7 protein-coding genes and 3 pseudogenes are annotated in these 7,034 nt (G+C 31.8%); 3 read left to right on the top strand and 7 right to left on the bottom strand.

The annotated features are described in order from the left end of the window. Window positions 1-168 (bottom strand): annotated as a pseudogene (locus VK90_RS30210) (alveolysin); the annotation flags it as partial. Between the two features lie 71 nt (window positions 169-239). Beyond that, window positions 240-427, bottom strand: a pseudogene (locus VK90_RS31205) (hypothetical protein). Window positions 428-921: 494 nt separating this feature from the next. Between VK90_RS31205 and VK90_RS08525 the strand changes: the two are divergent. The 3 genes and pseudogenes from VK90_RS08525 to VK90_RS08515 form a co-directional block, all read left to right on the top strand. Next, the gene (locus tag VK90_RS08525) at window positions 922-1,176 is read left to right on the top strand and encodes a hypothetical protein (protein WP_048372019.1); all 255 of its coding nucleotides are present in this window, start codon (window positions 922-924) and stop codon (window positions 1,174-1,176) included. A gap of 11 nt (window positions 1,177-1,187) precedes the next feature. Further along, complete coding sequence (locus VK90_RS08520; protein ID WP_048372018.1) at window positions 1,188-1,589, top strand: hypothetical protein; 402 nt, start codon at window positions 1,188-1,190, stop codon at window positions 1,587-1,589. A gap of 161 nt (window positions 1,590-1,750) precedes the next feature. Next, window positions 1,751-2,256, top strand: a pseudogene (locus tag VK90_RS08515) (IS6 family transposase); the annotation flags it as partial. A 1,121-nt stretch (window positions 2,257-3,377) separates the two neighbouring features. Here the strand turns inward: VK90_RS08515 and VK90_RS08510 are convergent. The 5 genes from VK90_RS08510 to VK90_RS08485 form a co-directional block, all read right to left on the bottom strand. Further along, window positions 3,378-3,575 (bottom strand): hypothetical protein, encoded by a 198-nt coding sequence (locus VK90_RS08510; RefSeq protein WP_001231844.1) that lies wholly within the window; start codon window positions 3,573-3,575, stop codon window positions 3,378-3,380. A 350-nt stretch (window positions 3,576-3,925) separates the two neighbouring features. Then, a complete protein-coding gene (locus tag VK90_RS08505; protein WP_048372016.1) occupies window positions 3,926-4,360 on the bottom strand; it encodes a hypothetical protein in 435 nt (144 codons plus the stop codon). After that, on the bottom strand, window positions 4,360-4,728 hold the full coding sequence (locus tag VK90_RS30640) for a hypothetical protein (protein WP_231595849.1): 369 nt from the start codon (window positions 4,726-4,728) through the stop codon (window positions 4,360-4,362). Before VK90_RS30640 ends, VK90_RS08505 begins: the two co-directional genes overlap by 1 nt. A gap of 670 nt (window positions 4,729-5,398) precedes the next feature. After that, complete coding sequence (locus VK90_RS08490) at window positions 5,399-5,944, bottom strand: DUF7018 domain-containing (lipo)protein (RefSeq protein WP_048372027.1); 546 nt, start codon at window positions 5,942-5,944, stop codon at window positions 5,399-5,401. 173 nt (window positions 5,945-6,117) lie between these two features. Then, a complete protein-coding gene (locus tag VK90_RS08485) occupies window positions 6,118-7,023 on the bottom strand; it encodes a DUF3994 domain-containing protein (protein WP_048372014.1) in 906 nt (301 codons plus the stop codon). Window positions 7,024-7,034 lie beyond the last annotated feature (11 nt).

Below are 7,034 nucleotides of genomic sequence, written 5' to 3'. Positions count from 1 at the left end.
ATTATTATACTTAAGATTTCCTATGCCAGTATCAATGTTAATTGCTTTTTTTGTTGTATCAGCTGAATTACTTGTTTTTGTTTCAGCGAAGGAAATAGAAGAATAATTAAAAGTGCATAAGCCAATTGATAAACATGTTAGGAATGTTATTCCTTTAGTAATTTTCAAAAAATCAACCCCTTCTTTTTTTTCGTATTAAGGTATGATAATTATTTATAAATAATTGCTAAATAGTGAACTTACATAAATGCTTTTAAAAGTTCTTGAACCAATGGAAGTGCTCCACCTACAAATTTTAAAATTGTCATTGCGATTGTCATATTATTTCCTCCTCTTTTGTGGTCGCTAAGATGTGATTTATCTTTATGCTTTCATTATAGTAAGCGCTTACATTTTTATCAATACATTTTAATATGCAATATTGCATATAACGTAAGCTGGTATTATTGCTATAAGGGGTTCAGTCGAGATATACACGTATCTCGGTTGAATCCCTTATAGGAGAACATGCTGCATGATTTTACGGAGTAATGAAAGAATTTTTCTTATCTAAGCCCTGACCATGGAATCCGCATATTAAGCAAGAGGAATTATTCATATAAAAAAGCTCTTCATTTGTTATTTTTAGGTCATAGATGTTAAACTCAATAAAATCAAAGGAAGGAACATATTTGATATGTACAAAATGTTCCTTCCTTTTTATTATGTGGCGAGACTCCACATCCATCAACTTAAGAATTTTTTAACGCCCCTAAAACAAAAAAATGTACATTTTCACCAGGAGATGTCAATTTTCTCGTTTTAGGGTATTTGCTTTTCTTAACTTGATTGTGATGGAAATAAATTAGAGTTTATACTGGCTCTGGTGCAAAAACTATAATATACATGTAAGTAATCTCTAAAATAGAGAGGGGTATTAAGATGGTCGAAAACATCAAAACAGGTATTCAATCAGCAAAAGGTGAAGAACTAAAACTAGGTGATGTGTTAAGCGGTGATGGATTACTAGACACAGTAGTTGTAAAAGAAGAGGAAGGTCAATTACATGCACAAGTGGTAAGTGAACCGTTTATTGCATTTGATTTAGAGGATTTCTTACATCAAAACAAACATGTAGTCGTATCTGAACATACAAATGAACATAAACGTAGTAAAAAGAAAATATTTGAAGAATAGGGGTAGGGAAGATGGGAAAATTGGAGAATGACCAAAAAGTAGTTGCACTTACATTTGAAGGGTTAGCACCATGCACCATTGTAAGAGTTGGTTGGTTTACAATAATCGTAGAGGTAGTAGAAACAAAACACCTCTACTCGATAAGAAAAGGTAAGATAACTCCTTTAGAAGAAGACAAACATTATTTCTTACAAGAACGCATTGACGAAGATGGAAACTATGAAATGGGGAGGGTTTTCGGTGGGATTGAAGATGAAGACTTAGAGAGTGTGAAGGAAGAATTTGAGACAAACAAGGATTTAGAAAGATATGAAGACTTCCATAATCCATCAGAAGGAAAAGAGTATGACGGAGAATGGTATACAACAATTAAAACAGGTAGTGAGTTGTTAAAACAGGTAGTGAGTTGTTAAAACAATATTTTAATTAGGCAGTTACATAAAAGGAGAGGTGGGATCATTTTAAAAAGCTTTATCATCAACATAAAGATGATGGGTTCTGGTGCAAAAACTTCAAGGTAATTACAAGTAATCTCTAAAACTTGGACATACTGATACTATTATTCTAAAAAGGTCACCTCAAACAAATAAATGACTCTTGGAGAGTCGATGAAATATATATCAAAGTAAAAGGTCAATGGATATACCTGTATCGTGCTGTTGATTCGAGCGGAAACACAATCGATTTTTGCTTAAGCAAAACAAGAGATCATAAGGCTGCAAAGCGCTTTTTCAAGAAAACTTTGCGGTCTTTTCATGTTTCAAAGCCACGTGTGATAACAGTCGATAATAATCCAGCTTATCCTATAGCAATTGAAAAGCTAAAATAGAAAAAAGCATACCTAACGGTATGCAACTTAGACAACAAAAGTACTTGAATAACATAGTAGAACAAGATCATCGCTTTATAAAGAAGCGAATCCGTTCTATGCTAGGTCTTAAATCTTTTGACATAGCTACATCTATTCTTTCTGGAGTAGAAGCCATGCATATGATTAAAAAAGAACAGATTGCTTTACGGAATCAGTCTGTCCAAAATCAAAAAGAATTCATCCATCAATTGTTTGGACTTGCAACATAAGATACGATTCCGTTAAGAATATATATGCTTTATTCTCTTTTGTTTTATTTTTGCACCAGAACCCTAGCAGTTGTATCCGGTAGTACTTCATGAGTAGTAGAGAAAGATTGGCGACCTTGAGAAGAAAGGGAAGGCCCTAGGAGCGGTAGCCAAAAATACAGACTTCACAAAATATCCTACAGGTTTTGATGAGGTTACTAAATATGTAAAAGAACATAAAAAATTACCGGATAATTATATTACCAAAGAACAAGCTAAACTTTTGGGGTGGAAGCGTCGGGAAGGTAATTTACATGAAGTAGCTCCTAGGAAAAGTATGGGTGGCGATATTTTTTGAAATAAATACAAAGGAAGGCTACATGAACCGGCATTTTTTCTCACATATCTCAAAAATCAAGAATACTCTTTGTTTTGAGATATGAGGCATTTTTAGCTTAGAATTAAAACTTTCTACCTATTAATATATTAATTTAATAATGTAAATCTTAAATAACAGAAGTAAATTTTTTTAGTAAAAGATTCTGTGACCATCCTAGATCGATTTACTGCATTACGCTATCCATAACATAGACCGGAAAATGAGCAAATTCCCACTTTCCATCTCAATGAAACAAGATTACTATTCATTTTGAGATTAAGATTCGATGAAATCCTCAACTATCGATAATATATGTTATGTAAACTAGAAAATTATAAACTCATATAAAAAGCCCTTGAACTACTCCCCACTACAAACAGTCCATGAGGACATTAAGTGATGAGTAGTTCGAGTCTGTCTTCTAACTGAATCTAGATTATTTTATGTTTTCATTTTAGTCTTAAGAACAATTAGAATTAACTCCAGTAGGCCTTTTTAATTCCTTCTGGGAACGTGTTTTTAATTATTTCAGCACCATTATTTTTTTTTTGGTTTGCCATCCTTATATAATTTGATATTGGTCTGGAATAAAGTTTAACCAGAAATGTTTTACAAACCCTTATTTGATAAGAGACAAAAGGAATCCATTTTGAAAAAAGATTGATCAAAACAGAATTCTACTTTGCGAAGCATTATACAATTTTTGTGAAAAAATTTGATTGAAAATTATATAGACGTCTCATTTTTATATACATAAAATATTTTATACTTTACGCTCTTTAAAAAAGTTAGACGCAATAAAACAAGCTATTCCAGCAATAAGAACACTAAATGATAATACTTTATTTGTATTTTCAAACTGTATAATATCTGTAATCACATTAAGCATAATTAGTCCCCAAACAAATAAAATCGGTCCGAAAAAAAGTAATATTTTTCCTAACAATGAACGTTTTCTCATAATCTCCCACCTTTCCCATATATATAAATTCTATCATAATTTTAATTGTTAATTCATGGTTTTGGGGATAATTTTCCAGGTGATGATTAGATTATTTCAGTTCATCTTTTTTATAAGCGGTTAAACTTTCTTCAAAACGGTATGACTTTTTTATAAACAGTATAACTTTGTTTTAAATTGATACACATTCCCCCTCCTCTGGTATAGATAAGCTATCATACAAATCTAACCACAGTAGGAAGAATACGTCTCATATACCTATCACCTGCATATCCATATAAATCTTGTTTAAAACCATTTATACAAGAATCTTTAAACTTCTGTAATTAATATTTAAAGTTTCATTACTTTTACTTTTGAAAATATACTATACTTATACCTGTTCCAAATGATTTCGGATCAAACCAAGGATCTATTTTTCCCCACTCAAACGTAATATCATCACGTATCCCATCACTTTTTCCTAATTCCTCAATAAGCCTTTCTCTTTGTTCAGCTACATATCGCCAAAAATCATGCTCATTCATAATTAGTTCGTCTATCTCTGGATCATCTACAATTAACTCTATGCCCCATATATGTTCATTTTTAAAGGCTATGCTAATTCTAAAATTTTCACTTCCTAACTTAACTGATTGTGAAAACCTTAATGTTGCTCTCTCATTTGTTCGTCTTCTTACTTCAGCATTTGCTTTACCAAATGCATCTTCTATATCCTTCAATGTAGTATTTGGATTAATTTCTATGCCTCCTATTGTTAAAACACCATCTATTAAGTTACTCATTAGTTAATCCCGCCTCCTGTATTACTTATCTCCCTAATAGCGTCTTTTATATCATCAATTTCATCCATACTTAATTGATAATTATTGAGTTTAATTATGTTAGAATCATCTGTTAATACCTCTAAAGTATCACAAATACTCTTGTAAACATATTTTCCGTCTTTATCAACTTGTTGCAGTAATATAGGATCAGATTCTACGCCACTTTCTCTTAATCTATTCATCATTTGTTCATCCAATATCGGCTTTGCTTTTCCTTCTCTTACAAGTTGTTTAAAGTCTGGAGTAAATATTTGCTCAAATCCCCCTGCTCCTAATTGCGGATTTGCATGTGTCATTCCTCGAGCTGAAGGTAAATCATCAAGCATTTCAAAACCAATAATTGTATAGGTGTACTTTCTTAATCTAGATGAGTACTGTCTATGAACACATAAAAAAGGAAGAGAATTTTAAAAATTCTCTTCCTTTTTTATGTTCATTAGCCGTTTAGTATATCGAAAAATGCTGTAGAATTTACCTCTTCTATTATAACAGTATAAAACATGATTTTAAGATGTAATATTGCATATTAAAATGTATTGATGTAAATTAATACACTTAATATAATGAGAGTATAAGATTTACTACATCATAATATTAAAAAAGGAGGAAATGATTATGGAAATCGCAATGGCAGTTTTAAAATTCGTAGGTGGAGCAATTCCATTAGTTCAAGAACTTTTAAAAGCATTTATGTAAGTTTATTACGCCGCAATTATTTATATAAAATTATCAGACAAATGATCTGTATATCAAAAATAAATTGATATGCAGATCATTTGTCTGATAAAATTAAAAAAAGAAAGAGAATCTCAGAAATCATAAGGGATTCTTTTTCTTTATGTGTAATTATAGCTGGACCCCATGCCCATTAACTTAAGAAAACAAGTTACCCCAAAAAAGAGAAAAATAAACTTGGATGCTATAAAAACACAAAATTCCCATTAAGGGGATACTTTAAAATCTTAGCTTGATGGGTATGTGTTATAACCCCCTCTTTTATTTTATCGCTTTCAACTTTTTATCTACTTCAAGTAGTAATTTAGAAACTTTATCCATTGATTCCGAACCCTTTTGAACTAAAGTTTCGTCTTTTAGGTTTAATCCTTGACCTATTAAAATTGTACCAGTCTTCGCATTATACATAGCATCCTGTACAGTACTTTGTACGTCTTTATACTTCTCGCCAGGGTCTAATTCACTTAATTTATCTGCTGTTTCTTGCATAGGTTCAGACTTCTCTCTGTACGCATCTGCTTTTTCAATTATTGGTTTATCACTAGTCAAAATATCACTTAATTCTAATGCTTGCTTCGTTATATCCTCTAATAAAGAGTTTAATTTTGAATTGTACTCTTTCTCTGCTTTAGTCTCTGATACGTCTTTGTTACCTGATTTTTCTTTACCTTTTGATACTTCTTGACTATCTGCTTCTGCTACTTGCAGACTATCAGTCTTCTTATCTTCTGCAACGTCTTTATTTGAACATCCTACCCCTGCTACTAACATAATTGGTAACACTACTGCTAATAGTTTCCGTTTCATTGTTAAATACCCCTTTGTTTGTGATCCTTGTTTCTTTGCTTTCATTTTGAATACCCTTTAATATATTGTTTCTTGTATGTAAACAGGCTACCTTTTGACCAGTAACCTGTTACAACCTATTGTTTACATTACTTCGTTCTGTTCCAAGCACCTTTATAATGACTTATACTATATTATTTACGTTTTTGTACATCAATTCTGTTACCTTTTGCGTCTACCATATTTAAGTAATCAGCAAAGAAAATTTCTACTGTATAGCTTACTGATTCTTTCATTTGACTCACATCCACCTTTTGACCGTCTTTTACATACTCCCCAATTGTCATTGTGAATTGTTTTGAGTCTGGTTTGTAAGACCATTTACCTGTCATATGGTTGTCTTCGAATGAGGTTTTACCTTTATCATCGAATATTGTATATGTACCATCTTCCTTAAAGTCTAAAGCCTTAACAAAGTTAGAACCTTCCAAATGACCCCATTCTCCTACAAATGGTTTACCGTCTGTGGGGAATTCGGATGGTTTCTGATTCTTTTGCTGTTCTTCTAGTTTCTTCGCTGATGATTTTGTTAATGCATCAGACAGTTGGTCGTCATACCCCTCTTTGAAGTAATCATTTCCTTTTAGCATTAAGTCTTTCGACTTTTCAACCTTTTCTTTCGTAATAGAACCACTCTTAGCTGATTTAAATTGTGATTCAAATGCTTCGCTATAACAGTCTACTCCTTTTAGAATTGTTTTATGCTCTTTCTCAAACTCTTTAGGAGGTTCAATTTTACGGAAATTAGAAACTATTTTCTGTATCTCTTCTCCTTTTTCAAACATTTCTTTGTTTAACTCTTTGATGTCATTACTCTTATCTTTCGTTTTACCTGCTATTACTTTTAGGTCATCAATTGTAAGTTCTAACTCACTCTTTAACTTGTACATATGGTCAGGATACTTGTCTAACTCTATCTTTTCCTTTGTTACTGCTTTTTCTTCTACTTTATCCTTTGCTTTCGTCTCTGCTTTATCTGTAGCACAACCACCTAACAACATAATTGGTAATGCTAACGTTACTAGTTTCTTTGCTTTCATTTCCATCTTCC

This window comes from Bacillus sp. LK2 (genome assembly GCF_001043575.1).
In the GTDB taxonomy this organism is placed as follows: domain Bacteria; phylum Bacillota; class Bacilli; order Bacillales; family Bacillaceae_G; genus Bacillus_A; species Bacillus_A paramycoides.
Note: the sequence above shows the minus strand (reverse complement) of the source record. Positions and strands in the feature narration are given on the sequence as shown.